This is a genomic window from Streptomyces sp. NWU339 (assembly GCF_003143855.1).
Taxonomy (GTDB): domain Bacteria; phylum Actinomycetota; class Actinomycetes; order Streptomycetales; family Streptomycetaceae; genus Streptomyces.
The window spans coordinates 261598-285478 of sequence record NZ_QFRK01000009.1; the positions used below are offsets into that span (position 1 = coordinate 261598).

At 71.6% G+C, this 23881-nt stretch carries 25 protein-coding genes; 8 read left to right on the plus strand and 17 right to left on the minus strand.

What is annotated here, in order from left to right; genetic code table 11:
- The first annotated feature begins 157 nt into the window (after positions 1 to 157).
- The gene (locus tag DIZ27_RS13800; protein ID WP_258308355.1) at positions 158 to 565 is read left to right on the plus strand and encodes an anti-sigma factor antagonist; all 408 of its coding nucleotides are present in this window, start codon (positions 158 to 160) and stop codon (positions 563 to 565) included.
- 12 nt (positions 566 to 577) lie between these two features.
- On the opposite strand, the gene DIZ27_RS13805 is transcribed toward DIZ27_RS13800, so the two are convergent.
- Positions 578 to 1531: a ribose-phosphate pyrophosphokinase gene (locus tag DIZ27_RS13805; protein WP_109378669.1), complete on the minus strand. Its 954-nt coding sequence runs from the start codon at positions 1529 to 1531 to the stop codon at positions 578 to 580.
- Between the two features lie 185 nt (positions 1532 to 1716).
- Between DIZ27_RS13805 and DIZ27_RS13810 the strand changes: the two genes are divergently transcribed.
- Positions 1717 to 2379, plus strand: coding sequence for a DUF4230 domain-containing protein (locus DIZ27_RS13810; protein ID WP_109378670.1), 663 nt, complete (start codon positions 1717 to 1719; stop codon positions 2377 to 2379).
- A gap of 85 nt (positions 2380 to 2464) precedes the next feature.
- Entirely contained in the window at positions 2465 to 3088 is a 624-nt protein-coding gene (locus DIZ27_RS13815) for a VanZ family protein (RefSeq protein ID WP_109378671.1), read from the plus strand.
- Positions 3089 to 3140: 52 nt separating this feature from the next.
- Here the strand turns inward: DIZ27_RS13815 and DIZ27_RS13820 are convergent, their stop codons facing one another.
- The 3 genes from DIZ27_RS13820 to DIZ27_RS13830 form a co-directional block, all read right to left on the minus strand.
- Complete coding sequence (locus tag DIZ27_RS13820; RefSeq protein ID WP_109378672.1) at positions 3141 to 3380, minus strand: hypothetical protein; 240 nt, start codon at positions 3378 to 3380, stop codon at positions 3141 to 3143.
- Between the two features lie 462 nt (positions 3381 to 3842).
- Positions 3843 to 4106, minus strand: a complete 264-nt coding sequence (locus tag DIZ27_RS13825; protein ID WP_109378673.1) for a hypothetical protein — start codon at positions 4104 to 4106, stop codon at positions 3843 to 3845.
- 112 nt (positions 4107 to 4218) lie between these two features.
- Positions 4219 to 5508, minus strand: coding sequence for an ROK family protein (locus tag DIZ27_RS13830; RefSeq protein WP_109378674.1), 1290 nt, complete (start codon positions 5506 to 5508; stop codon positions 4219 to 4221).
- A 260-nt stretch (positions 5509 to 5768) separates the two neighbouring features.
- Between DIZ27_RS13830 and DIZ27_RS13835 the strand changes: the two genes are divergently transcribed.
- The 3 genes from DIZ27_RS13835 (at position 5769) to DIZ27_RS13845 (ending at position 8747) form a co-directional block, all read left to right on the plus strand.
- Positions 5769 to 6263, plus strand: coding sequence for an FBP domain-containing protein (locus DIZ27_RS13835; protein ID WP_109378675.1), 495 nt, complete (start codon positions 5769 to 5771; stop codon positions 6261 to 6263).
- Between the two features lie 115 nt (positions 6264 to 6378).
- The gene (locus DIZ27_RS13840; protein WP_109378676.1) at positions 6379 to 7632 is read left to right on the plus strand and encodes an aromatic acid exporter family protein; all 1254 of its coding nucleotides are present in this window, start codon (positions 6379 to 6381) and stop codon (positions 7630 to 7632) included.
- Between the two features lie 56 nt (positions 7633 to 7688).
- The gene (locus DIZ27_RS13845) at positions 7689 to 8747 is read left to right on the plus strand and encodes a hypothetical protein (protein WP_109378765.1); all 1059 of its coding nucleotides are present in this window, start codon (positions 7689 to 7691) and stop codon (positions 8745 to 8747) included.
- A 21-nt stretch (positions 8748 to 8768) separates the two neighbouring features.
- Here DIZ27_RS13845 and DIZ27_RS13850 read toward each other — a convergent pair whose 3' ends face one another.
- Together DIZ27_RS13850 and DIZ27_RS13855 are read right to left on the minus strand one after the other, a co-directional pair.
- A complete protein-coding gene (locus DIZ27_RS13850; protein ID WP_109378677.1) occupies positions 8769 to 9497 on the minus strand; it encodes a DUF2470 domain-containing protein in 729 nt (242 codons plus the stop codon).
- A gap of 99 nt (positions 9498 to 9596) precedes the next feature.
- Positions 9597 to 10211, minus strand: coding sequence for a TetR/AcrR family transcriptional regulator (locus tag DIZ27_RS13855; RefSeq protein WP_109378678.1), 615 nt, complete (start codon positions 10209 to 10211; stop codon positions 9597 to 9599).
- 183 nt (positions 10212 to 10394) lie between these two features.
- Between DIZ27_RS13855 and DIZ27_RS13860 the strand changes: the two genes are divergently transcribed.
- A complete protein-coding gene (locus tag DIZ27_RS13860) occupies positions 10395 to 11930 on the plus strand; it encodes a cytochrome P450 (protein WP_109378679.1) in 1536 nt (511 codons plus the stop codon).
- Here the strand turns inward: DIZ27_RS13860 and DIZ27_RS13865 are convergent.
- From DIZ27_RS13865 to DIZ27_RS13915, 11 genes are all read right to left on the minus strand, one after another.
- Positions 11892 to 12722, minus strand: a complete 831-nt coding sequence (locus DIZ27_RS13865; protein ID WP_109378766.1) for a pentapeptide repeat-containing protein — start codon at positions 12720 to 12722, stop codon at positions 11892 to 11894. The two genes, DIZ27_RS13860 and DIZ27_RS13865, sit on opposite strands and share 39 nt — an antisense overlap.
- A gap of 43 nt (positions 12723 to 12765) precedes the next feature.
- Entirely contained in the window at positions 12766 to 13725 is a 960-nt protein-coding gene (locus DIZ27_RS13870) for a sigma-70 family RNA polymerase sigma factor (protein WP_109378767.1), read from the minus strand.
- Between the two features lie 11 nt (positions 13726 to 13736).
- Complete coding sequence (locus DIZ27_RS13875; protein ID WP_109378680.1) at positions 13737 to 14480, minus strand: PIG-L deacetylase family protein; 744 nt, start codon at positions 14478 to 14480, stop codon at positions 13737 to 13739.
- Between the two features lie 78 nt (positions 14481 to 14558).
- Entirely contained in the window at positions 14559 to 15860 is a 1302-nt protein-coding gene (locus DIZ27_RS13880; protein WP_109378681.1) for an alpha/beta fold hydrolase, read from the minus strand.
- A gap of 111 nt (positions 15861 to 15971) precedes the next feature.
- Positions 15972 to 16997, minus strand: coding sequence for a LacI family DNA-binding transcriptional regulator (locus DIZ27_RS13885; RefSeq protein ID WP_109378682.1), 1026 nt, complete (start codon positions 16995 to 16997; stop codon positions 15972 to 15974).
- A 91-nt stretch (positions 16998 to 17088) separates the two neighbouring features.
- Positions 17089 to 17268 carry a hypothetical protein gene (locus DIZ27_RS13890; protein ID WP_109378683.1) on the minus strand — a complete coding sequence of 60 codons (180 nt, stop codon included), beginning with the start codon at positions 17266 to 17268 and terminating at the stop codon, positions 17089 to 17091.
- Positions 17269 to 17285: 17 nt separating this feature from the next.
- Positions 17286 to 17606, minus strand: coding sequence for an L-rhamnose mutarotase (locus DIZ27_RS13895; protein ID WP_109378684.1), 321 nt, complete (start codon positions 17604 to 17606; stop codon positions 17286 to 17288).
- A 31-nt stretch (positions 17607 to 17637) separates the two neighbouring features.
- The gene (gene rhaS, locus DIZ27_RS13900) at positions 17638 to 18723 is read right to left on the minus strand and encodes a rhamnose ABC transporter substrate-binding protein (protein WP_109378685.1); all 1086 of its coding nucleotides are present in this window, start codon (positions 18721 to 18723) and stop codon (positions 17638 to 17640) included.
- 36 nt (positions 18724 to 18759) lie between these two features.
- Positions 18760 to 19797, minus strand: a complete 1038-nt coding sequence (locus tag DIZ27_RS13905; protein WP_109378686.1) for an ABC transporter permease — start codon at positions 19795 to 19797, stop codon at positions 18760 to 18762.
- Entirely contained in the window at positions 19790 to 20830 is a 1041-nt protein-coding gene (locus DIZ27_RS13910; RefSeq protein ID WP_109378687.1) for an ABC transporter permease, read from the minus strand. The genes DIZ27_RS13905 and DIZ27_RS13910 overlap by 8 nt, the downstream gene beginning before the upstream one ends.
- Positions 20827 to 22341, minus strand: coding sequence for a sugar ABC transporter ATP-binding protein (locus tag DIZ27_RS13915; protein ID WP_109378688.1), 1515 nt, complete (start codon positions 22339 to 22341; stop codon positions 20827 to 20829). The genes DIZ27_RS13910 and DIZ27_RS13915 overlap by 4 nt, the downstream gene beginning before the upstream one ends.
- A gap of 262 nt (positions 22342 to 22603) precedes the next feature.
- On the opposite strand from DIZ27_RS13915, the gene rhaI reads away from it, so the two are divergent.
- Positions 22604 to 23764: an L-rhamnose isomerase gene (rhaI, locus tag DIZ27_RS13920; protein ID WP_109378689.1), complete on the plus strand. Its 1161-nt coding sequence runs from the start codon at positions 22604 to 22606 to the stop codon at positions 23762 to 23764.
- The last annotated feature ends 117 nt before the right edge of the window (positions 23765 to 23881 follow it).

The window sequence follows — 23881 nt, forward strand, 5'->3', positions numbered from 1 at the left end:
GTCCCCGTAGAAACTTGGCAGTTGTGCCTGACGGCAGTCGTCGCCCCGAAGAACTTGGCCGCAATTCGAAGACATATGACATTCAAACATGCCCACATCCACCCGCCCAAGGGTAACTTGCAAGGCAGGGACCGGCGTTGGGCCGATCCCACCGCGCATGGAGCAGGCTGGAGGCGATGGCGTGGTGCGGCACCAACCTGCACCGCCTACCCGGTATCTCCGCGTCCACCAGGACCGGGGACACACCGTGCTGGAGTTCCGCGGCGAGATCGACATAGCCGCGGAGGCGGAGGTCGTCCCGCACCTCGATGCGGCGACCTCGGAGCCCGGGTGCCGCATCGTGCTCGATCTGACCCGGGTCGAGTTCCTGGACGCCTCGGGCCTGCGCCTGCTGTACCGCGCCCGGCAGCGGGTGCTGGACCAGCACGGCCGGCTGCACCTCGTGTGCACCCACGCGCTGACCCTGCGCCTGTTGCGGATCACCGGCCTGGCCGGGCTGCTGCCCCCTCGGCCCACCCTGGACGCGGCCCTGGAACACCCCGGGGCCGCACCCGGCCCGGGGTGAGTGTCCGGGCCGCTATTCGGTCGCCGGGGCGTCGAACAGGGCGCTGACCGACTCGCCGTTGTGGATGCGGCGCACCGCCTCGGCGAGCGCCGGGGCGATGGACAGGACCCGCAGCTTGTCCGTGTGCTCGTCGGCGGGCACCGGAACGGTGTTGGTGCACACGATCTCCAGCACGTCGGGCTGCTCGCTCAGGCGTTTGAGCGCGCCGGCTGCGAACAGACCGTGCGTACAGGCCACGCGAACGGAGCGCGGGCCCAGCTCCCTCAGCCTGTCGAGCAGTTCGAGCACCGTGCTGCCCTTGGCGATCTCGTCGTCCAGGACGATGACGTCCCGCCCGGCCACCTCACCGATGACGGAACTGATCCGCACCCGGTCGTCGGCGAACCGCTGCTTCGCCCCGGCCGCCACCTGCGCCCCGATCAGCCGGGCGAACGCCGCCGCCTCCTTGGCGTTGCCCAGGTCGGGCGAGACGACGGTGGTGCGGCTCAGGTCGTACTGGCGGAAGTGCGCGGCCAGTTCACGCAGTGCGTGCAGGTGGTCCACGGGCACCGAGAAGAAGCCGTGCACCTGTGGTGCGTGCAGGGTCATCGCCAGGACGCGGCTCGCGCCTGCCGCCACCAGGAGGTCCGCGACCAGGCGTCCGCCCATGGAGATGCGCGGGGCGTCCTTCTTGTCGGAGCGGGCGTAGGAGTAGTGCGGCATCACGACGGTGATCCGGGAGGCGGACGCCCCGCGGGCCGCGTCACACATCAGAAGGAGCTCCACGAGGTGTTCCTGGACCGGTTTGACCAGTGGCTGGATCAGGAACACGTCCCGCTCACGGCAGTTGGCCAGCAGCTGCACCTCCAGGCAGTCGTTGGCGAACCGGCTGGCCCGGACCGGGCTGATCGGTACGCCGAGATGTGCGCACACCTCCGCCGCCAGTTCCGGATGGGCACTGCCGCTGAACACGGCGATGTCTCGCACGGTCGGCTCCTCGAATGATCTGTCGGCCGGGAGCCTCATGCTACTGGCCACGAACCCTCACCCAGCCCGCCGTGCCACCGCGGTGTGCGCCCCACGTGCTCCCGGCGCTGTCCTCCACACCTCAACTCACCTGTCTGTCAGGGGAAGTGGGGGGCATTCGGTCAGTAGGAAGGAGGGCCGTCACCATGACGACTCCCATCAGGCGCCTCCCCGGGCGCATACCGGGCTGGGCGAAGGCACTGACCGCGGTGGTGGTGGTGCTCGCCGTGCTGTTCGCCGGTGTCCGGCTGAGCGTACTGCCGGGCCTGAAGGACCTGTTCGGCACGGAGACCCAGGACCGCTCCGGCCCCGCGCTCCTGGAGTCCATCCAGGACATCAGCCGGTACGACGCGGCGACCGGCAACTTCCAGGTCGTGGTGGATCTGGAGAAGGACGCCAGGTTCCTGCCCGACGCGGTCCGCGGCAGCCGCACCCTGTACGTGGGCGCGGGCACCGTCGACGCCTATGTCGACCTCGGAAAGCTCGGCAAGGACGACGTACAGGTCAATGAGGACCGTACGTCCGCCACCCTGCGGCTGCCGCACGCCCGCCTGGGCGCTCCGGCACTCGACCCCGAGCGCTCCTACGCCGTCTCCAAACAGCGCGGGCTGCTCGACCGCCTCGGTGACCTCTTCTCGGACAACCCCAACAGCGAGCAGGCCGTCCAGAAGCTCGCGGTACGGCACATCGGTGACGCGGCGAAGGAGAGCGGGCTGACCGCCCGCGCCGAGAGCAACACCACGGGGATGCTCGAAGGGCTGCTGCGTTCCCTGGGGTTCAAGAAGGTGGAGGTCGCCTACGGCGACTGAGCCGTACCGGCACAGGGTCGGCGTGATGGTCGCATCACCGGGTAACTGACCGATCCAACACAGCAGTTGACCACAGGAGGACGGAATGCCCCGTACTGCCTCACGCCGGCTCTTCGGGTGGCGCCACACGCCGGGCAACGGTCCTGGGCCCGCGCGCGGCGCCGGGGGCGGGAACGGCGGGCCGCGACCGCTGCCCCTGCCGATCCGGCTGCTCGCGATGCTGTGCGCCTTCACCTTCATGGTCGTCTTCGCGATGATGCTGGCCCGGCTCACCCTGCAGCCCTCCCCCGCCTCGGAGGCACTGATCCACACCAATCTGCGTCCCGGCCGTTCCCTGCGGGCCTATCTCGACCAGCCCGCGCTGCGTGACGCCGTGCGCCAGGTCGGCGGCAACATCCTCTTGGGCATGCCCTTCGGTGTCCTCGCGCCGGTGGTGGCCCCGCGCACCCGCGGGTTCCTGCGCGTGCTGCTGCTGACCGGGAGCGTGATGCTCATGGTGGAGTTCGCGCAGGGAGCCATGATCACCGGACGCGCCTTCGACATCGACGACGTCATCCTGAACACCAGCGGTGCGCTGATCGGGTATCTGCTGCTCGGACGGCGGCTCAGCCGCGCCGTGCACGCACGGAGGCCGAAGGCCGACGCGAGGCCGAGCGCCGAGGAGAAGCCGAAGTCCAAGGCCGAGCCGAGGAGCAAGAAACAGGCCTGACCCGGGCAGCGCCACCACAGCCTCGGGGCGCGGGACATCGCTCCCCTCACGCCTACTGGCGAACGGTCCAGGTGAACTTGTCCCCGCCCACCCAGCGCACCGTGTCCGGGTCGTCGAGATCATGGATCGTGATCCCGAACGCGGCGGCGGCCTGCAGCACGTCCGTGATCGTCCTTGCCTCACCGATCACTTCTCCGTCGATCTCCACGATCCGGAACGGCGGCGTACCGGGCTGTACGCCGAGCACCATGATCCGTGGATGGGTCATGTACAGGCTCCAGCTTTCCGTCATGCCTCAAAGGGTAGGCCGCAAACCGGACGAACGCGGCCTCGGGGAATCACCCGGCAGACGGGGATCCGACAGCCGGACCCGGGAATTTTGGAGTATCGGCACCGACGCGCCGGGACGGCTCGACCGGCAGATCCTCGGTTGCGTCCGCGCCCGCACACCCGGTTTGAGGTGATGCATATCACCTCAAACCGGGCATGTGGACGGAACACCCGAAGGCCGTTCCCCGTTGAAGGAGGCGTGGGTGCGGAGGGAACAGTGTCCCCGGGCCTCACCTTCCGCCCACAGGGACGATCGTTCGGCTGAAGCCCTGTGGAGCCGTCCGCCGAGAGGCGACCGCCGTCCGTGCCCACCGCCTGACCGCCCCGGCCGTGATTCCCCCGTCACGGCCGGGGCTTCCATTCTTCTCGTATTTCCCCGTGCGGTCCGTGCCGCACGGCGTTCGCCGCGCAGACCTGCCGCGCCTCATGCGGAGGGCTCGTCCGGTACCGGCTGGTCCGGGTTGGCGGAGGCCGAGTGCGGCGCGCCCCGGCGGCCGGTCCCGGCCTCGTCCGTGTCGGGGACGTCGGGCTGCCGCTCACCGGGCGCGTCCGGTCCGGCGGACTCCTCCTCAACGGCGGCGGGTGCGACCTCCCAGGGGTCCTCGCCCTCACCGGCCTGCTGGTCGGGCGGGTCCCGGGGGACGCTCTGGCCGCTCTCGCCCGGCCCCTCGTCGCGGTGGTCGGTCATGGTCCTCTCCCTTCCTCCGCACGCCGTCACGTACGGCCGGTGTGTACGGGCGTCCGTACGCCTCCGTCGATCCGGCTGCCGCGCGGGTACCTGCGCTGTGAGCTGCGAAACCTCAGCGCGGCGTCCGTTCCTGCAGCGCTCTGCGCCAGGCGGGCGGCGGGGACTGCGGGGCCGGGTCGGGGCGCCGTCCGCCGCGGGTGAAGAAGTCGGCGAGCGGCAGGATCGCGGCGCCGACGGTGACGGCGTCGGGGCCGAGGCTGCCCAGCTCGATCGTCACGTTCTCGGCGGGGTGGCGCAGCGCGTACGACAGGGCGTGCCTGCGCACGGCGGGCAGGAAGCGGGAGCCGAGCTGAAGGCCGGCCCAGCCGCCCATCAGGATGCGCTCCGGCTGGAAGAGGTTGATCAGGTCGGAGAGGCCGGCACCCAGGTACTCGGCGGTCTCCTCCAGCACCGCGAGGGCGACCGGGTCGGCGGCGGTGCCGTCGGCGGGATAGGCGGCGGCGAGCATCGAGGTCAGCGCCGTCTCCTCGTCGGTTCCGCCGGAGTCCCGGCCGCCCTCCTCCCGCCACCGGGCGAGCAGCGACTCGGCGCCCGCGTAGGCCTCCAGGCAGCCGAGCGCGCCGCAGCGGCAACGGCGTCCCCGCACCCGTACGGTCAGGTGCCCCCACTCGACCGCGCGGCCGTGCTCCACCTCGGGCGTGACGAGGCAGGCGCCGACGCCGGAGCCGAAGAGGACGACGAGGGCGTTGCGGGCTCCGCGTCCGGCCCCGAACCACATCTCGGCCTGCCCGAGGGTCTTGGCCCCGTTGTCGATGAAGTAGCGGACGCCCTCGGGCAGGGGCGAACCGCCGCGCAGCAGGGACTCCAGCTCGATGGCGTCCCAGCCGATGGTCTGCCCGTGCACGACGGCGCCCCGGTCGGGAGTGTGCTCGACGATGCCGGGGACGCCGATGCCGACACCGAGGAGCCGCTCGGGGTCGAGGCCGGCGGTGGCGAGCACCTCGGCGATCCCGGCGCGGATGTGGTCGACGATGACCTCGACCTCGTAGCGCTGCTGCTCCAGCGGGCGCTCGGCCCGGGCGAGTTCGGTGAGGGTCAGGTCGAACAGTTCGACCCGCACCCGGGTCTCGCCGACATCGACGCCGATCATGTGGCCGCTGACCGGTGCCACCCGCAGCAGGGTGCGGGGGCGGCCGCCGTCGGAGCCGACGCTGCCTGCCTCCTCGACCAGGCCGTCGCCGATCAGGTCGGCGACGACATTGCTCACCGAGCCGGAACTGAGCCCGGTCGCCGGCCCGAGCTCGAAGCGGCTGAGCGGGCCGTCGAAGTAGAGCCGCTGCAGCACAGCCGTACGGTTGGCCCGTCTGAGGTCGCGTACCGTGCGCCCGTTCCGCCCCGCCATGTGGCTCCTCCCGAAACCCTGCCCGACCTGCAACATACCGTCGGGGACCGGATGGCGCGACTTCCCCCCATCCTTATTTAATGTTGTGAACTAACGCTGCCGGCCCCCGTCACCGCGCCACAGCCCGCGCACTCCGCCCCGCGCGGGCCCGCGACGAGGCCTTCTCGGGGAAAAGCACTGGCTCGCGCTCCTTCGGGATCCTTACCCTGGGCCGGAAACCAGAGCCTCCAGGTTCAGAAAGGCCAGGCTGGGAGAGCCCCATGAGATCACTCACCGAACAAGACATCCGCGGTTCCTTTGTCAACTGTTCGAAGGGTGAGGCCAAGCGCCTGTTCGTACCCCACGATCTCGGGGAGCGGACCTGGGACGAGCTGGACTTCCTGGGCTGGCGGGACCCGGGTGCGCCCGACCGCGGCTACCTCGTCACCGAGCGTGCGGACCAGGGCCGCCTGGTGGGGGTGGCGCTGCGCTTCCAGCCCGCCCGGCGCGGGTTCCTGCACCGCAGCATGTGCTCGCTGTGCCTGACGACCCATCCGCGCGGAGGCGTCTCCCTGATGACCGCGCGCAGGGCGGGCACGGCCGGGCGCGAGGGCAACTCGGTCGGCGCCTACATGTGCACCGACCTCGCCTGCTCCCTCTACCTGCGCGGCAAGAAGGTCCCGGAGACGGGCCCCCGCTTCGAGGAGACCCTCACCCTGGAGGAGCAGATCGCCCGCACGCTGGGCAACCTCCACGCCTTCCTCGACAAGGTGTGACAGCCGGTCGCGGCATCGGTCGGCATCGGCCGGCGAACGCCCGGTTCATCACCCTGCCGACTGCGGTCCTCCCTGAACACGTTCGATGCGTCCGGGGAAGGGGAACCGTCGGAGGATGCGAGTGGTTCGTGAGTGGGTGTCGCCGGCCAGGCAGTTCGTCAAGCAGCGGCGCGATCCCGTGGCCGTGCAGACGCTGCGTTCGGCGGCGGCGGCGACGATCGCCTACGTCATCGCGCTGCGGCTGAGCCCGGAAGCCGCCCCGCTCACCGCTCCCCTGACGGCTCTGCTCGTGGTCCAGGTCACCCTGTTCTCCACGCTCACCACCGGCGTGCGCCGGGTGAACGCCGTGGTGACCGGGGTGGTGGTCGCCATCCTCTTCAGTCTGCTGGTGGGGCTGAGCTGGTGGAGTCTGGGCCTGCTCATCCTGGCGGCACTGATCGTCGGCCACTTCGTACGCGTGGACGAGTTCGTACCCGAGGTGGCGATCAGCGCGATGCTGGTGCTCGGGGTGACCCACCACGGGGACACCGCGTGGGCGCGGATCGTGGAGACGCTGATCGGCGCCGTCGTCGGGCTCGCCTTCAACCTCTTCCTGGCCCCTCCGGTGTGGGTGGAGGAGGCCGGTGAGTCGCTCGAGTCGCTGGCCCGGCGGGTGCGGCAGCTGATGCTGCGCCTGGGCGAGCAGGCCTCCGAGCACACCCCCCACCACCGCGCGGCGGCCCGGCTGCACGAGGCCCGCCAGCTCGATCACGACATCTCCGAGGTGGACGCGGACCTCCGGCAGGCCGAGGACAGCCTGCGGCTGAACCCGCGGGTGCGGGAGGGTCTGCTGCACCGGGTCGTGCTGCGCACCGGCCTGGACACCCTGGAGATCTGCACGGTCGTCCTGCGGGTACTGGCGCGCACCTTCACCGACCTCGCGAAGGAACGCGAGCCGGACCCCCTGTTCCCGCCGGAGACAGGTACCGTTGTCGAACAGCTGCTGGCAGAGATCTCCGACGCGGTGGTCAGCTTCTCGGTGCTGGTCACCTCGAGTGTCAGCGAGAGCGCGGAGTCCGCGGAGGAGCGGCTCATCGCGGGACTGCGACAGGCCGCCACGACCCGCGACCGGCTGGCCCGACTGCTGCTGGAGGAGGTGCGGCGGGACGCCCGTCAGTGGCAGTTGCACGGCGCGCTGCTGACCGAGGTCAACCGCATCCTCGACGAGATGGACATCGAGCACCGTTCGAAACGGCTGCTGGAGGAGCTGGACCGGCACGCACGCGAGCAGCGTGAACGCCTGCCGCGGCTCACCCGGATGCGGGAGCGGCTGCGCGTGCCGAACCGGCTGCGCCGGAACCAGCGGGGTACCGCCGGGCGTTCTCCGTGACGGGACCGGCCGACGGTGTGCGTGCCGTCGGCCACGGAGACGAAGGGGGCGCGCGGATGACCGACACCACCGTGCGGATCGACGGGAACACCTTGCGGCTGCCTGGCGGTACGGCGGTGCGGTTCATCCGTACGCTGCGGCTGCCGGAGACCGGAACACACGCCCTGCCGCCGGGCCTGGGCGAGTTCCCGGTACGGCGGGTCGCGGACTACGCGGAGTCGGTGCCGGAAGCCTGGCGGGCGCGCGGAGGTGTGATGCTCCCGGTGTATCTGCGGGAGGCCATGTGGCTGAGCTTCGCGGGCACCAAGGAGCCGGCCGCGCTGCAGGTGGGGGTCGGCAAGGTGTGCGCGGTCTCCGGCCGCCCGTGGAGCGACCGGCCGGCTCGCGACCCGCAGAACTACCTGGTGCTGCCCCGGCAGCCCTGGCTGGACGGCATCAACTCCGGAAAGGGCACGGTCCGCCAGTTCGTGGCCGTGCCGCTGGGTCTGGGCGCGACCGTCGAGGGCCAGGTCACCGGCGAGGAGGTGTGGGGCGGTGTCCAGTTGCAGTCCTTCCCGCTGAACCCGGAGGCGCTGGCCCGGTGGCGCGAGGAGGAGCGGGAGCGGGAGCGCCTGCGGGCGGAGCGGGCGCGGTTCTCGGCCCACACCGCCGGCTTCGGTGCCGCGCCGGCGATGGCGGCGCCGCCCGCGCCGGGCGCGGCCCCCGCGGCGTCCGGCGGCGCACCCCGGGCCGCCGCGGCCATGGGGCTCGGCGTCGGCGGTTCGATGCGGCAGGAGGTCTACCAGGACGACCGGCCGCTGTCGGACTGGTCCGAGCGGCCCGCCGGCCGGGTGTTCGTCCACCTGGTGACGCCTCCTCAGTGGCGGAGCATCACGGGTGAGGCACCGCCGCCGTCCCCGGTGGACCGGGCCGCCTACACCCGGGCGGGGCTGCCCTGGTTCGACTACTACGACCAGGACGCGCGGGACCTCGAGCCGACCGACACGCTCCGGTCGGTGAAACCGGTCGGCGACTGGCTCGGGGACGACCACGAGCCCTGGCAGCCCCCGTCGCCGCACCAGGTGAAACCGCTCGGGGACGCGCAGGGCGAGCCGGTCGAGGACGGCGACTGGTAGGCGCCGGGCCGGGGGCCCTCCTCAGCCGTCCCCGTCGGCACGCCGTCGTTGCAGCGGGCGGGGGCAGGACACCGCGCTCGCCTGGGCAAGGAGTACCCGCATGCGCTCGGTGAGCTGGCCGAGGTCGTCGGCGGGCCGGTGGAACGGCAGCCGTACGTCGCCGCCGGTGCGGACGCGTTCGATGCGCAGCGTGAGTCCGTGCCGGTCGACGGCGAGTGGCTGCACGCGGACCGCGCCGTGCAGACTGCCCGGGTCGACCAGACGGGTGAGCCGTTCGACCGCGTCGCCGTGGCAGTCGGCGAGGTGGGTCAGCAGCCGGGCCTCGGCGGTGGCGAGCGGGTCGGGGCGTGCCGCGGCGAACTCGTCCGGGTCGACGACGACGGCTCCGGACGCCTGCCGCAGCACCACACGCGTGGCCCGGAAGGCGAGCCGGCCGTCCTCGGCGGTGAACCAGCCCGCGAGCCACAGCCTGGCACGGATCCTCTTCCGTACCGGGACGGGTGCGAGGTCGGCGAACTCCAGCACGGCGGACGGTTCGCCGCGGGGCGCGCAGATCGCGGCGGTGAGCAGTGCGCTCTCCTCGGGCACCTCCAGCAGGACGCGGCCGTCGTCGCTCACCCCGTGCGCACCGACGAACTCCTCCCGGAAGCCCTCCGCGGTCACCGCGCAGGACCATGCGGCGGCGAGCACGGAGCGGGCCCGTTCCGCCGCGCCGGGCTCGGCCGTCCAGACGTGCCTGTCGTCACCCATCCTCGAACCTCCCATTAGGTAAGCCTTTCCTAACCTAGCGAAGATCAAGGCGCACGCCAACCGGGCGGCGTGACCTGTGCGAGACCTTTCAGCACCTTCTCAGGACGTGAGGACACCGAGCAGCGCGCGGGCACACAGATCGCGCACCTCCTCGCGGCTCAACTCGGAACCGCGCAGCCACTCCAGGCACACCGCCGTGGTGAAGGCCAGCCAGCCGCACACGGCCAGGCGCGTGTCCGGCCGCCCTCTCAGCAGCGGACCGAACTCGGGGTCCCCCGCCAGCGCCTGAAGGATCTGCCGCTCCTGCGCGGCCAGAGCGCGCCGGTAGACCCGGCGTACCGCCTGGTCCCCCGCCGCGTCGGCACGGTGGAAGGCGCGGTAGCCGTGCGCGTGCTCCTGGACGTACTCCAGGTATGTGTCGAGTCCCGAGGCGAGCTGCCCGCGCACCGGGGCGCCGGGCACCGCCGCCGTCATGCGCAGCATCCGCTCGCTCTCGCGCTCGACGACCGCCGCGAAGAAGTCCCGCTTGGTGGGGAAGTAGTGGTACAGCAGCCCGCGCGAGACCCCGGCTATCTCGGCCACCTGCTCGATCCATACGTCGTCGTACGGACTCTCCGAGAACAGCCGCGCCCCGACCGACAGAAGCTGCTCGCGACGCTCCTCGGTGCTGAGCCGGCGGCGCGTGCGCCCGCCCTCGCCCTCGTTCGCGGCCATCCCCGCACCTTACTTGACGCCGGTTCAACCGCCGGACCAGACTGGGACGTCCTATTGAACCCGCGTACAACACGTCTCGCGCTTCCCGCACCTCCCGGCGCGCCGCACCGCGCCGTCCCTCGGACGACGCGACGCACCACGCCACGCCGCGTCGCAGGCGTTCGCCGGATCGAAGGAGACCGCATGGCGGAAACGACGACACCGACCGGACTGCCGAAGGGGTTTCGCAGCGCCGAGCGGGGCTGGCCCGAACTGCACCGCATCCCCCGTCCTCCCCACCGGGTCCCCCTCCTCGGGGACGTCCTCGGCTCGAACCGGCGCACTCCTCTGCAGGACTCGATGCGCCACGCCCGCCGACTGGGACCGGTCTTCCGGCGGAACGCCTTCGGCAAGGAGTTCGTGTTCGTGTGGGGCGCGGACCTGGTGGCCGATCTGGCCGACGAGGCGCGCTTCGCCAAGCACGTGGGACTGGGCGTGGCCAATCTGCGGCCGGTCGCGGGCGACGGCCTGTTCACCGCGTACAACCACGAACCCAACTGGCAACTCGCCCATGACGTACTCGCCCCCGGGTTCAACCGCGAGGCCATGGCGCGCTATCACACGATGATGCTGGCCGTGGCGGAGCGGCTGACCGACCACTGGGACCGCGCGGCCGGTGCGGGCCGGACCGTGGACGTGCCCGGCGACATGACCAGGCTGACGCTGGAGACGATCGCGCGCACCGGGTTCGGGCACGACTTCGGCTCGTTCGAACGGTCCCGTCCACACCCCTTCGTCACCGCGATGGTCGGCACGCTCGCCTACGCGCAGCGGCAGAACTCCGTGCCCACGCCGCTGGCCCCGCTACTGCTGCGGAGCGCGAGCCGGCGCAACGCCGCCGACATCGTCCACCTCAACCGCATCGTCGACGACGTGGTACGGGCCAGGCGCGCCGCCGGCGGCGGGGAGGGCGATCTGCTCGACCGGATGCTGGACACCGCGCACCCTGAGTCCGGCGAGCGGCTGTCGCCCGAGAACGTCCGCCGTCAGGTCATCACCTTCCTGATCGCCGGTCACGAGACCACCTCGGGCGCGCTCTCCTTCGCCCTGCACCATCTCTCCCGGCACCCCGACGTCGCGGCCCGTGCCCGCGCCGAGGTGGACCGTGTCTGGGGCTCCGCGGCCGCGCCGGGCTACGAGCAGGTGGCCAGGCTGCGGTACGTCCGCCGGGTGCTCGACGAGTCGCTGCGGCTGTGGCCCACCGCGCCCGCCTTCGCCCGGGAGGCCCGCGCGGACACGGTGCTGGCCGGGGAGCACCCGATGCGGCAAGGAGCCTGGACGCTGGTGCTGACCCCGATGCTGCACCGGGACCCCGGGGTGTGGGGACCCGACGCCGAGCGGTTCGACCCGGACCGGTTCGACGCACCGGCCGTACGGTCCCGGCCCCCGCACACCTTCAAGCCGTTCGGCACGGGGGCGCGGGCCTGCATCGGGCGGCAGTTCGCGCTGCACGAGGCGACGCTGGTGCTCGGACTGCTGCTGCGCCGCTACGAACTGCGGCCCGATCCGGACTACCGGCTGCGCGTGACCGAGCGGCTCACGCTGATGCCGGAGGGACTGCGGCTGCGCCCGGAGCGGCGGACGGCGCCGCCGTCCGGGGCGTCGAACGCGGCAGGGACGCCCGGCTCCGCCGGCGCGCCGTCAGCGCACCGCCGTCCAGTGCGCGGGACGGGTGAGTGACCCGGGCAGTCTGGTGCCGGCGCTCCCCCGGGCCGCGTTCAGCTGGGGCTGGGTGAGGAAGAACGCCCCGGTCAGATCGGCGTCCGTGAGGTCGGTGTCGCGCAGGTCGGCGCCGATCAGGTCCGCGTCCCGCAGATCGGCGCCGGTGAGGTCGGCGGCGATGAGGTAGGCGCCCCGCAGACTGATCCCGCGCAGATCGGCCCCCTTGAGACGGGCACCCATCAGATCCGCGCCCCGGCGGTCCTTCCTGCGCCCGCGCGCCCCGGCCCGCGCCAGTTCGCTCGCCCTCAGCAGCAGCACGTTGACGTCCTGCCGGTGGGCGCCCACGTCCAGCGCGCCCAGTTCGTCAGGGGCCCCGCGGGTGAGCCGCTCGGTCTTCTCCAGCGCCCGGCGCAGCTCGGCGTGGACCGGACGCGCCGCGGGCAGGGTGAGCGCCTCGGTCAGGTACCAGAGCAGCTCGTGCAGCTGCCGGACGACCGGGAACACGTCGAACATGCGGCGGGCCCGCTCCGGCGGCCCGGTGCGCCAGTCCTGTCCACCGAAGGTGACCTGCGAGACCTTCTGACCGGCGCCGAAGCAGTCGTAGACCGTGCAGCCGCTGAATCCCTCCTGCCGCAGCCGCGCGTGGATGCCGCAGCGGTGGTCCGCCCGCAGGTTCCGGCAGGGCTCGCCGGCCTGCTTGTCCACCGCGAAGTCGGCGGACGCGGTGAACGGCAGGGCGACACAGCACAGCCCGAAACACTCCCCGCAGTCGCCGCGCAGTCCCGGCGGGCCGGTCTTCTCCTCTGGCATGCCGTTCAGCATACGGAACGAGAGACCGGCGCCGGTGCGGCGGTCACCCTCCGAGACCGGGCACCTCCAGTCGGTCGAGCCGCTCCGGGTCGGCCAGGATGTACATGCCGGTGATACGGCCGTCGGTGATGGTGACGGCCATGACCGACCGGGGTATGCCGTCGACGACGCTGATCAGGCCCAGTGAGTCGTTGACCATGACCTGACGCGCCGCCGCGGTGTGCCGGGCGAACATCAGCGCCGACTCGGCCACCGTCCGCGCGCCTCGGAGGGCCTTCGACCCCGCGGCGCCACGGACCAGGGTGCCCGCGTCCGCCCTGAGGGTCACCTCCGGGTGCAGGACGGCGACGAGCGCCTCGAAGTCACCGCCGCGTGCCGCCGCCATGAAGGCGTCGAGGACCTGCTTCTGCCGACCGAGGTCGGGCTCGGACGACGGGGCGGCGTCCCGCACCCGGCGGCGGGCGCGGCTGGCGAGCTGCCGGGTGGCGGCCGGACTGCGCTCCACCACCGGGGCGATGTCGTCGAAGGGCACGGCGAACATGTCGTGCAGCACGAACGCGAGGCGTTCGTCGGGTTCCAGGTACTCGAGCACCACCAGCAGGGCCACACCGACGGAGTCGGCCCGCAGCGCCTCCTGTTCCGGGTCGGTCGGTGCGACGGGCCTGACCACCGGGTCCGGGACGAAGGTCTCGTCGATGGGCTGCTCGCGGCGGGCGGTGCGCGACCGCAGCAGGTCCAGGCAGATCCGGCCGGTCACGGTGGTCAGCCAGCCGCCGAGGTTGCCGATGGCGGCGGCGTCCTCCGTCCGGCTCAGCCTCAGCCAGGTCTCCTGGACCGCGTCGTCCGCCTCGGTCTGCGAGCCGAGCATCCGGTAGGCGACCGCCTTGAGGTGTCCGCGGTGCACCTCGAAGCGCCCGGCCAGCGCGTCCGGGGCGAACCCGCCCTTCTCGGCGTCCTTCGCGTCCTTCTCGTCCTTTTCTCCCCCTGCGTTTCCGTCGTCCATGGCGCCGCCCGTCACCGGGGGAACAGTTCGAAGGTGACCGCCGGCCGGCCCCCGAACCGCTTGCCCGACTCCCGGGCGTCCCCCGTCAGGAAGCCGCGTACATACGCCTCGGGATCCTCGTCGGTCAACGCCTCGAGGTAGGTGCGGTGTTCGAGCAGGGAGCGCACCGCCCGCTCCCGGCCGGCGGCCGCGTCCACGGCGTGGGTGGGCATGCTGGAGCCTGCCACGGCGACCCAGCGGACCCCGTTCCAGGGTTCGAGGCCCTGCTCGGTCAGTTCCGGGAAGATCCACCGGTTGCCGGCGTCTCCGGCCGCGTCGAGCACCGCGCGGCCGACCGCCACGTGGTCCGGGGTGTTCCAGAACGTCTCGCCCCAGGTCTCCCGGTGGTTCAGGGTGATCACCAGTTCGGGGCGGTGGCGGCGAATGGCGGCGGCGATGTCCCGGCGCAGGGCGGTGCCGTACTCGATGACGCCGTCCCGGTGGTCCAGGAACTCCACGGTCGACACGCCGACCACGGCCGCGCCCGCCCTCTGCTCCCGCTCGCGGATCGGGCCGGCCTCGGCGGGCTCCAGGGTCTCGATGCCCGCCTCGCCGCGGGTCGCCAGCACATAGGCGACCTCACGGCCGGCGTCGGTCCAGGTCGCGATCGCGGCGGCGCAGCCGTACTCGAGATCGTCGGGGTGGGCGACCACCGCCAGCGCGCGCTGCCAGTCGTCGGGCATGGGCTCGAGTTGAGCGAACGTCACCTCGGTCATGTCCGCAGACTAACCCGTACCACCGACATCGCCCCCGGGGCCCACGCGGGAGCACCGGGGGCGCGTCTCACCCCGCGCTCACACCTCGCCCCGGGCCAGTGCCAGGAGCCGGTCCAGCACGCGGGGGCCGCCCGCGCGTACGCCGTCGTGCTCGAACTCGTCGGTGACCCAGGTGCGCAGGCCGCGGATCGCCCGCGCGGTGCGCAGGGAGTGGTTCGTGTCGACGTACATGTCGTCGTGGTAGACGGCCGCCGCGACCGGGACCTCGTTGGCGGCGAGGCGGGCCGGGTCGTACAGCGGCGTCCAGCCGGTGCGGGCGGCGAGCAGTTCGGCGGTCTCGCGCAGCGGGCGCAGCGCGGGGTCGCAGTCGAACATCCAGGGGTGGACGGTCTCGCCGGTGAACAGCAGCGGTCCGTCGCCCGCGAGCGCCTTCGCCGCGTCGAACTGCGGGAACTCGGCCCGCACCCGATCGGCCGACCAGGCGGTGGCCCGGCCGTCCTGACCGTAGATCGACTCGTGGACGAGCGCGTACAGCGGGTGCCCCGCGTACGACAGCAGTCCCTGCACCTGCTCCTGGAACGCGTCGGAGAGCGCGGGGCCCGCCGGGGTGCGGACGAAGGCGTCCTCCAGGAGGTAGTGCAGTCGGTGGCTGCCGTCGCCGCTGCCGAGGAGGATGCCGAGGGACTGGAACGCCTCGACGGTGAGCCGGTAGCCGTTCGGGAGGACGACCTCGTGGGTGAGGAGGTGGTCGGCGATCCGGCGGGCGCGCTCGACGTCCTGCGGGTAGCGGGCGTAATGGGCGGCGACCTTGCGCTCGATGCGCGGGTAGGCGGCCCGGTAGACGTCCTCGGGACGGGCGTCCAGAGAGGGCAGGCCGCCGGTGATCACGGCGGTGGCGAGGCCCTCGGGAGCGGTGGACAGGTAGGCGACCGTGCAGAAGCCGCCGAAGCTCTGGCCGAGGACGGTCCAGGGGGCGCCGCCGGTGACCTGGGGGCGGATCGCCTCGCAGTCGCGGACGATCGAGTCGGCGCGGAAACGGGCCAGGTAGTCGGCCTGCTCGGCGGGTCCGCCGCGCAGCGGGAGCGTCTGCCGGTTGGCGGGGGTGGAGCGGCCGGTGCCGCGCTGGTCGAGCAGCAGGACGCGGTAGTCCTTCAGGGCCCGGCCGAGCCATGCCTGCTGCCCGATGAAACGGTTCGCCCCGAAGCCGGGGCCGCCCTGGAGGTAGATCAGCCACGGCAGGTCCTGGCCCGCCTTGTCCGCGGCGACGGCCTCACGCGCGTACAGCTCGATCGTCTCCCCGGAGGGGGCGTCGTGATCGAGGGGCACGGTGAAGCGGCGGTCGGTGAGGACGACGCCGGGCTGGCGGTAGCTGACGGTCAACGGGACTCCCGGGACGAACGAATGGTCGGTTCGCGACCCAGTCCAACATATGTCCGCCCGGCCTTCGAGCCCGGGATCAGGCAGTTCTTTCCGCGCCTTTCCGTGCATCGGTCAACGCGCCGACAGGCTGGAACGCCGGACCACGAGTTCCGGGCGCAGGACGACCCTCCGGTGCTCGTGGGGCGCGGCTGCGGTCCCGGCCTCCGTCTCCTCCAGCAGCAGCTCCGCCGCCAGGGCGCCCATGGTGACGGCGGGCTGCCGTACCGAGGTGAGGGGGACGGCCGCGGCGGCGGCGAACTCGATGTCGTCGTAGCCCACGATCGCCAGGTCGTCCGGGACGCCGACGCCGGCCGCGTACATGGCCTGGAGCACGCCGAGGGCGAGCAGGTCGTTGGCGCAGAACACGGCGGTGGGGCGGTCGGCGAGGCCGAGCAGCCTGGCGCCCGCGTCCCGTCCGGCGGCGACGTCGAGGCGGTCGGTGGGCAGCTCGCGCAGTCGCTCCGGGCCTAGTCCGGCCTCGGCGAGGGCGTTCAGGGCACCGGTGCGCCGGTCCCGGACCTGGTTCAGGCCGGGCGGCCCGCTGACGTAGGCGAGGGACCGGTGTCCCGCGTCGACGAGGTGGCGCACGGCCAGCGCGCCGCCCGCCACGTCGTCCACGGAGACGGAGCACTCGGTGGTGCCCTCGGCGACCCGGTCGACCAGCACGAAGGGGATGCCGTGCCGGCGGAAGGCCTCGATGGTGCGGCCGGTGGCGTCGGCCGGGGTGAGCAGCACGCCCCGCACCCGCTGCTCGGCGAACAGGGAGAGGTACTCGGCCTCCTCGCTCGCGTTCTGGTCGCTGTTGCAGACCATCACGCCGAGTCCGGCCGCACGCGCGGCGCGCTCGGCGCCGCGTGCCACGTCGACGAAGAAGGGGTTGCCCATGTCGAGGACGAGCAGGCCCATGATCCGGCTGCGGCCCGCACGCAGTTGCCGCGCCGACTCGCTGCGGACGTAGCCCAGCCGGTCTATGGCGGACAGCACCCGTGCCCGGGTCTCGACGGCGACCGTGTCCGGGCGGTTGATCACGTTGGAGACCGTGCCGACGGAGACTCCGGCGACGCGGGCGACGTCCTTGATACCCACCGACTGGGCCATCGGGCAGAAACCTCCGAGGAAACGTGGGCGGCGGGTGGGTATTCACAGGGCGGCGGGTGGGTCTTCACAGGGCGGCGGGTGGGACTTCACATTACCGCCCGACCCCGCCCCGGCGGCGGCCGCCGTCGGGGCGGGGTCGGGCGGGCAGCCGGAAGCCGGCGACGTGCGGCGGCCCCCGGTCGATGTGTCCGAAGGCCGCGAAGGCGCCGGCCGGAAAGGGGCCGGTCACGGCGCTGAGGGCGGCTCCGGTCAGCAGGGTGCGGCGTCTCATCGCGGAGGACTCCGTTCTCAGGCGAGGTGGAAGACTTCGGTGAGCGGTCGCATCGCCTCGTCGGGGCGGGCACCGTCGAGGGATTCGAAGAAGGGGGCCATCTCGGTCTGCCAGCGGGCGTTGACGTCGGTGGCCTCCATGCCGGCCTTGGCGGTCTCGAAGTCCTCCGTCTCGAGGTAGCCGACGAGGAGGCCGTCGTCGCGCAGGAAGAGCGAGTAGTTGTGCCAGCCGGTGGCCGAGAGCGCCTCGCGCATCTCGGGCCACACGGCGGCATGGCGTTCGCGGTACTCGGCGAGCTTGCCTTGGCGGACCTTGAGCAGGAAACAGACGCGCTGCATGAAGTACCGCTCCTTCCCTACGTGTTGCTGATCAGAAGTCGAACTGGTCGATGTTCTCGGCGTTGAAGACGGTGGGCTTGCCGAGGTTGATCACGCCGTCCTTGCCGATGGTGTACTCGCCCATCGCGCCGGCCTCGAAGGTCTCGCCCTCCTTGCCGGTGATCTGGCCGGAGGCCAGGGCGACGGCGGTGCGCGCGGCGAGTTCGCCGAGCTTCGCCGGGTCCCAGAGCTCGAACGCCTCGACGGTGCCGTTCTTGACGTACTTGCGCATGTCGTTGGGGGTGCCGAGGCCGGTCAGCTTGACCTTGCCCTTGTACTTGGAGCCGGAGAGGTACTGGGCGGCGGCCTTGATGCCGACGGTGGTCGGGGAGATGATCCCCTTCAGGTCCGGGTACTCCTGGAGCAGTCCCTGGGTCTGCTGGAAGGACTGCTGGGCGTCGTCGTTGCCGTAGGCGACCTTGACCAGCTTGATGTCCTTGTACTTGAGGTCCTCGAGTTCGTCCTTCATGAACTCGATCCAGGCGTTCTGGTTCGTGGCGGTCTGCGCGGCGGACAGGATCGCGATCTCGCCCTTGTAGTCGATCTGTTCGGCGAGCAGTTGCACCTCGGTCCGGCCCAGGTCCTCGCCGCTGGCCTGCGAGACGAAGGCGTTGCGGCAGTCGGCGGTGGTGTCGGAGTCGTAGGTGACGACCTTGATGCCGTTCTTCATGGCCTGCTTGAGCGCGGTGCACAGCGCGCCGGGGTCCTGCGCGGAGACGGCCATGGCGTCGACCTGCTGCTGGGTGAGCGTGTTGACGTAGGAGACCTGGCCGGCGGTGTCGGTGGCGCTGGAGGGGCCGACCTCCTTGTAGGTGGAGCCCAGTTCCCTCACGGCCTTCTCGCCGCCCTTGTCGGCGGTGGTGAAGTAGGGGTTGTTGACCTGCTTGGGGAGGAAACCGACGGTCAGGCCCTTCTTGGTGGGCGCGTCGGGGTCGGCCTTGCCGGCGGTGGCCGCCGAGCCGCCGCCCTGGTTCTTGACGTCGTCCTTGGTGGTGCCGCCGCAGGCGGTGGCGGCCAGGGCGAGGGAGGTGACGGCGGCGAGGACCGCGCAGGTCCGGCTGAGGGAGGTCTTGCGCATGGTGGATTCCTTACGGGCGAGACGGGCGAGGGGGATTCACGGGGCCGAAGTCGGTGTCCTGGACACCGGTGGTGGGGTGGATGCCGCCCGGCGTCCGGCGCGAGCGGCGGAGAGCTGCCGTGCGACGCGCGGGCCGAGCACGGAGACGACGAGCAGGACCCCGGTGACGACGATCTGCGACTGGGCGGAGACGTTGACGAGGCTCATCACGTTCTGCAGCGCGCCGAGCAGGAAGACGCCCGCGATCGCGCCGCCGAGGGTGCCCTTGCCGCCGTCGAAGTCGATGCCGCCGAGCAACACGGCCGCGACGACGGAGAGTTCGAGGCCGGTGGCGTTGTCGTAGCGGGCGCTGGCGTAGTGCAGGGCCCAGAAGACCCCGGTGAGGGAGGCCATCAGGCCGGTCAGTGTGAACAGGAGCAGCTTCTGCCGCCTGACCCGGATGCCGGCGAACCGGGCGGCCTCCTCACTGGCCCCGATGGCGAACAGCGACCGCCCGAACGGGGTGGCGTGCAGCGCGACCACGGCGATCGCGAGCAGCACCAGGAACGGCAGGAAGGCGTACGGGACGAAGGTGTCGCCGACGCGTCCGGCGGCGAAGTCCAGGTACTGCGCGGGGAAGTCGGTCACCGCGTCGGAGCCGAGCACGATCTGCGCGATGCCGCGGTAGGCGGCGAGGGTACCGATGGTGACGGCGAGGGAGGGCAGCCCGAGCCGGGTCACGAGCAGACCGTTGACCAGTCCGCAGACCACGCCGATGAGCAGGCAGATCGGGATGATCGTCTCGATGGCCAGTCCCTGGTTCCACAGGGCACCCATCACCGCGCCGGACAGGCCGGCGGTGGAGGCGACGGAGAGGTCGATCTCACCGGAGACGACGAGCAGGGTCATGGGCAGGGCGATCAGCGCGATCGGCAGGGTGTTGCCGATCAGGAACGACAGGTTGAGCGCGTTGCCGAAGCCGTCGACGGTCGCGAAGGACAGCAGCAGGACCACGACGAGCAGGGCGCCCACGACCGTGTCCCACCGCACGGACGGGGACCGGCGGACGGCGCGCGCGAGAGCGGAGTCAGCCATGGCGGGCGTTCCTCTTCTTCAGGGCGGTGGCCACGCGCAGCGCGACGATCCGGTCGACCGCGATGGCGAGGATGAGCAGGATGCCGTTGATGGCGAGCACCCACACGGAGCTGACGCCGAGGGCGGGCAGCACACTGTTGACGGAGGTCAGCAGCAGCGCGCCGAGCGCCGCGCCGTAGACGCTGCCGGAACCGCCGGTGAAGACCACGCCGCCGACCACGACGGCGCTGACGACGGTGAGTTCGTAACCGCTGCCGGTGCCGGAGTCGACGTTGCCGAACCGGGCCAGGTACAGGGCGCCCGCGAGTCCGGCGAGGGCTCCGCAGAAGGTGTACGCGGCGAGGATCCGCTTGCGTACGGGGATGCCGGCCAGCCGGGCGGCCTCGGGGTTGGAGCCGAGCGCGTACAGCTCGTGTCCGCTGCCGAAGTGCTTCAGGTAGTACGCCGTGGCCACGAGCACCGCGAGCGCGATCAGCGCCAGGTAGGGCACGGCCGAGATGCCGCCGGAGCCGAAGTCGACGAATCCGCCCGGGAGATCGGCCGCGGTGATCTGGCGTGAGCCGACCCAGACGGAGTCGATGCCGCGGATGATGTAGAGCGTGCCGAGGGTGACGACGAGGGCGGGCACCTGGCCGAGGCTGACGAGCAGCCCGTTGAGCAGTCCGAAGCCGATGCCGAGCAGCACCGCCAGCGCGACGGCGACGACCGGGTTCCCGCCGCCCTGGAGGTGGGCCCCGGCGGCGAAGGCGCTGATGCCGAGCGTGGAGCCGACGGACAGGTCGACGTTGCGCGTGATGACGACCAGGGCCTGGCCGGTGGCGACCAAGACCAGGATGGTCGCGTTCAGCAGCAGGTCCTTGACGCCCTGTTCGGACAGGAACTCGCTGTTACCGGCCTGGGTGACGGCGATCATCACCAGGAAGACGAGCAGGATGGCGAGTTCGCGCATCTTGAACACGCGGTCGACCAGCCGGGTGCCGCTCGACCTGGGCGCCTCGGCGACGGGGGCGGGATCGGGGCTGACGACCGTCATGCGGCCCTCCCCGTGGCTGCGGCCATCACGGTTTCCTCGGTGGCGTCGGTGCGGGGGATCTCGGCGGTGAGCCGGCCCTCGTGCATCACCAGCACGCGGTCGGCCATGCCGAGGATCTCGGGCAGGTCGGAGGAGATCATCAGCACGGCGACGCCGTCGGCGGCCAGTCGGGACAGCAGGCGGTGGACCTCGGCCTTGGTGCCGACGTCGATACCGCGGGTGGGTTCGTCCACGATCAGCACCTTGGGGCCGGTGGCGAGCCACTTGGCGAGGACGACCTTCTGCTGGTTGCCGCCGGAGAGGGTGTTGACGGTGTCGGCGATCCGGGCGTACTTGACGTGCAGTCTGACCGCCCAGTCCAGGGAGCGGTCGCGTTCGGCGCCCCGGTCCATCAGGCCGGCCCGTACCGTCGTACGGAGTCCGGTGAGGCCGATGTTGCGCTCGATGGACATGTCCATCACCAGTCCTTGGGCACGCCGGTCCTCGGGGACCAGGGCGAGGCCCGCGGCCATGGCGGTGGACGGAGCGCCGTTGGTGAGCGCGCGTCCGTCGACCTCGACCTCGCCGGCGTCCCAGCGGTCGACGCCGAACACGGCGCGGGCCACCTCGGTGCGCCCGGCGCCGACGAGTCCGGCGAGGCCGACGATCTCACCGCGCCGCACGTCGAAGGAGACGTCGGTGAAGACCCCCTCGCGGGTCAGCCGGCGCACGCTCAGGGCGATCTCGCCGGGGCGCACCTCCTGCTTGGGGTACAGCTCCTCGAGGTCGCGGCCGACCATGCGGCGCACCAGGTCGTCCTCGGTCATGCCGTCCAGCGGCTCACTGGCGATCCAGGCGCCGTCGCGCAGGGTGGTGACCCGCCCGCAGATCTCGAAGATCTCCTCCAGCCGGTGGGAGATGAACAGCACCGCCGCACCCTGTTCACGCAGGGTGCGCACGACGCCGAAGAGACGGGCGACCTCGCTGCCGGTGAGGGCGGCGGTCGGCTCGTCCATGATCAGGACGCGGGCGTCGAAGGAGAGGGCCTTGGCGATCTCGACGATCTGCTGGTCGGCGATGGACAGGCCGCGGGCCGGCCGGTCGGGGTCGAGTTCGACGCCGAGCCGCCGCATGAGGGCGGCTGTCGCGGTGCGGGTGGCCTTGTGGTCGATCCGGCCGAGGGCCCGTCGGGGCTGCCGGCCCATGTAGATGTTCTCGGCGATCGACAGGTCGGGGAAGAGCGTGGGCTCCTGGTAGATCACGGCGATTCCGGCGTCGCGGGCGTCGCCCGGACCGTGGAAGACGACGGGCTCGCCGTCGAGCAGCACCTGGCCGGCGTCCGGCCGGTGCACTCCGGCGAGCGTCTTGATGAGGGTCGACTTTCCGGCGCCGTTCTCGCCGGCGAGGGCGTGCACCTCGCCGGGGAACAGTTCCAGGGAGACGTCCCGCAGCGCGCGGACCGCGCCGAAGGACTTGGAGATGTCCCTCAGTGCGAGAACCGGGGCCGGACCCGTGTCGGACGGGTGGGTCATGAGGGCTCCTCGACGACGTCGGCGGGACGGCCCTGGCGACGTCGTGAAAGGTTTCAACTGGGTTGCCGGGACGTTAGGCGTGCGGCGCATGTCACGTCAATGGGTCCCGATCGAAAAAGTTTTGACAGCCTCAGGTCACACCCTGATCACTGATTACGGTCTTGGCCGCAGGGGTTGACACCCCTTCGGGAGAGTCATAGCTTCCCGTCCTGAATCGTTTCACTCAGTGGTCGATACGACCCGATGTCACAGGAGCCCTGACGTGACCGAGCTCGCCGCGGCGAAGGCCGCTCTCAAGACACAGGCCGTCGAGACACCGTCATGGGCGTACGGCAACTCGGGAACCCGCTTCAAGGTGTTCGCGCAGCAGGGCGTGCCCCGCACCCCGCAGGAGAAGCTGGACGACGCTGCCAAGGTGCACGAGTTCACGGGGGCCGCGCCCTTGGTGGCACTGCACATCCCGTGGGACAAGGTCGACGACTACACCGCGCTGGCCGAGCACGCCGAGGACCGCGGTGTGCGGCTCGGCACGATCAACTCCAACACCTTCCAGGACGACGACTACCGGCTCGGCAGCATCTGCCATCCGCGGGCGTCGGTGCGCCGCAAGGCCGTGGACCATCTGCTGGAGTGCGTCGACATCATGGACGCGACCGGGTCGAAGGACCTGAAGCTGTGGTTCGCCGACGGTACGAACTACCCGGGCCAGGACGACATCCGTGCCCGGCAGGACCGGCTCGCCGAGGGGCTCGCGGAGGTCTACGAGCGGCTCGGCGAGGGCCAGCGGATGCTGCTGGAGTACAAGTTCTTCGAGCCGGCGTTCTACACGACGGACGTCCCGGACTGGGGCACCGCGTACGCGCACTGCCTGAAGCTCGGACCGAAGGCACAGGTCGTGGTGGACACGGGGCACCACGCGCCCGGGACCAACATCGAGTTCATCGTCACGACGCTGCTGCGGGAGCGGAAGCTCGGCGGGTTCGACTTCAACTCGCGCTTCTACGCCGACGACGACCTGATGGCGGGCTCCGCCGACCCCTTCCAGCTGTTCCGGATCATGTACGAGGTGGTGCGCGGGGGCGGGTTCACGCCCGAGACCGCGTTCATGCTCGACCAGTGCCACAACATCGAGGCGAAGATCCCGGCGATCATTCGTTCCGTCATGAACGTCCAGGAGGCCACGGCGAAGGCACTGCTGGTGGATCGGGGGGCGTTGGCCGCGGCGCAGTCCTCCGGCGATGTGCTGGGTGCCAATGCCGTGTTGATGGACGCGTACAACACGGATGTGCGGCCGTTGCTTCGTGAGGTGCGGGAGGAGATGGGGTTGGACCCCGACCCTGTTTCCGCCTATCGCCGGTCCGGGTGGGCGGAGAGGATTGTGGCCGAGCGGGTTGGTGGACAGCAGGCCGGGTGGGGGGCGTAGGCGTCCGCCTGGTCCTGCGCGTCGCGGACTGCGGGCCGTATGTGGTTGAGCGCGCCCGCGCGGCGGTAGCCGCACATCGACACAGCCCCGCGCCCCTGTCGGGGCGCTCCGCCTCCC